This window comes from uncultured Turicibacter sp., assembly GCF_938044715.1.
Lineage (GTDB): Bacteria > Bacillota_I > Bacilli_A > MOL361 > Turicibacteraceae > Turicibacter > Turicibacter sanguinis.
Genome location: NZ_CALIOS010000022.1, coordinates 1 through 2,523 on the forward strand (window position 1 = coordinate 1; position 2,523 = coordinate 2,523).

Genomic DNA, 2,523 nt, shown 5'->3' on the forward strand with positions numbered 1-2,523 from the left:
TAAGTATTGAGGGTTGATTGCAGCAGCATGCATTGCAGCATCTTTAGCTACTTCTTCTTTACCTTCAACTACTGTTAACGCAGCAATACGTCCACCCATGTGTAAGTAAGATCCGAAGAATTCATTATCTGCTTTTTCAACAACTGTTAAACGACGTAAAGTGATTTTTTCTCCGATTGTTGAAGTTGCTTCGATTAACATTTCGTTAACTGTTACTCCATCAACAGCGATTTCTAATGCTGCTTCAACTGAAGCTGGTTTGTTAGCTACTAAGATTTTTCCTAATTTATCTAATAAAGTTAAGAATTGCTCATTTTTAGCAACGAAGTCTGTTTCAGAGTTTAATTCGAAAATAACTGCTGTATTTCCATCGATAGCTACTGAACATAATCCTTCAGCTGCAACACGATCAGATTTTTTAGCTGCTTTAGAGATTCCGCGCTCACGTAACCAATCGATTGCAGCTGACATATCTCCATTTGTTTCTACTAATGCTTTTTTACAATCCATCATACCTGCACTAGTTTTTTCACGTAATTCTTTAACCATAGCTGCTGTAATTGCCATTATGATTCCTCCTAGTTTTATCTCAATTTAGAGTAAGCTTATATATGCATCCTCTTGATAATAACAAAAAAACACAAATATTGCAATACTTTGCACACTTACAACTTCTTTATTTAAACGAATTTCATCTAAAAAAACTCTTTACTATTGTAAGATGTTTTTTTCAACTTATTCATTTAACGCATTAATTCTTATCTTATTCCATAGACTCTCAAAAAAAATACCTTTCACTCACTTGAGTAAAGGTATTCATTATCAAACTACTAACTACTTCATGTTCCTATAATTTCTTTTCATGACTTCATATGTTCTTGCACTTTATACGATTACTAAAAACACGTGTTGATTCTTTGAGCTTTTTATTTTCGAATCTTTTTTTGAAATAGATGATAACAACCTTTTGACAAAATATTTAAAATACTGCCTAGATTTTTTATAACGTTTTTGTAAGATGATAACTCTTTTTAAACACCTACCCAAGATTTTCTTTAGAATTGAAAAAAATCATGATTCTATTTGACTTCACTTAATTAAGTCGTCTCTATTTTTAAGGTGTCTTGAAATAATTTATCATAGTTCGCTTTTATTTTCAAATCCTTTTACTCATTTTTTATTAATTGTAATAATCTAAATCAGATTCATCGGCGACACAAATAATACTTTGAAGTAAAAAGGGTGGAAATGGTAAATCACTTACTCTTAAACGTTTTGGATTTGATACAACTTTTGCACAACGAATTCCATCCTGTGTTAAAACCAATACATATTGATCTTTATAGACATTATCATGTAACGTTGAATAAGTAAATCTTCCATTATATCCTTTAAATTTAACATCTATCACCGTCACCGATTCTAAAGAATCTAATGCATCCACATTTGATTCGATTTCATTTAATTGTTTGGATGCCAGCTCATCGTTTCGCTTATTAGGTAATAAGAAGTAGATAAGCATACCCAAAGCTATAATGGCAATGACAATCATGACTGTAACCAACAAGAATTGTTGCATGCTACCACCTCGCTTAATGTCAAAATTAATATCGTTCTCTCGTTTTTATAATCAAATTTTATCGAATCCACGTCTTGAAATCAACAATATTATGCATATTTTCCCATCATTTTGACGAACCTCAATTTTATTCTTCATTTTTATCTATTTTCGCACAAAAAAAGCCTGATTGAAACCGTTTTAATTGTCGTTTTTTAGCTTTTTCAGTATTTTTTTAATAAAAAAAATTAGCCATTTTATAAAAATGACTAATTTTGTAGAAAAAACAGAGAAGCTCTGAACTAAAATAAGAAGTCTTCATCTTTTAACATTTCTACTTTTGTGGTCTTAATATAACCATTTCCTTTCGTTGAGAAAAAGTCATGATTTTTCGTTTCAGTAGAAATTCCGTTTAAAACGATTGGATTAATGTCACTTTCAACAATGTCAAACAAAGGGTTTAAATTTAAACATTGTAAGGCGTAATTCACATTATACTGAATATAACTTACAACGTCATCAATCATGTCTAAGTTCTCATATAACACCTTTGAATACTCTACTTCTACTTCATAGATTTCTTGCATCATCTCAACCGCTTGTTGCTTCAACTTAGCTTGAATCGATTCATCAAATTCACTTAATAATTGCTGAGCAAAAAATCCGACTCCTACTGTGTGCAATTTTTCATCTCGTAAAATTAAGTTAATAATTTCCCCACTATTAACCATTTTCCCTTGTCCAGCTAACCATAAAGGTAAATAAAACCCACTATAAAAACAAATCCCTTCTAAACACAAACACCCGACCATCGACATAAATAATGATTCCTTATCCGCAACTCCATAATATGAACGCATAATTTGATCTACTTTTTCTTGAAGAGGCTTCGTTTCTTCGACCCAATTAAATAACTCTTCAATTCGCTCCGTTGTACAAAGCGTTTGAAAAATCGTGGAATAGGA

3 protein-coding genes are annotated in these 2,523 nt (G+C 31.0%); all 3 read right to left on the minus strand.

Features of this window, described 5'->3' with window-relative positions:
• Positions 1-567 (minus strand): translation elongation factor Ts (gene tsf, locus QWC74_RS02240; RefSeq protein ID WP_288993877.1); only part of this gene is annotated, 567 nt, incomplete at its 3' end.
• Positions 568-1,180: 613 nt separating this feature from the next.
• On the minus strand, positions 1,181-1,579 hold the full coding sequence (locus tag QWC74_RS02245) for a hypothetical protein (RefSeq protein WP_009606630.1): 399 nt from the start codon (positions 1,577-1,579) through the stop codon (positions 1,181-1,183).
• Positions 1,580-1,860: 281 nt separating this feature from the next.
• Positions 1,861-2,523 (minus strand): ribonucleotide-diphosphate reductase subunit beta (locus QWC74_RS02250; protein WP_288993878.1); only part of this gene is annotated, 663 nt, incomplete at its 5' end.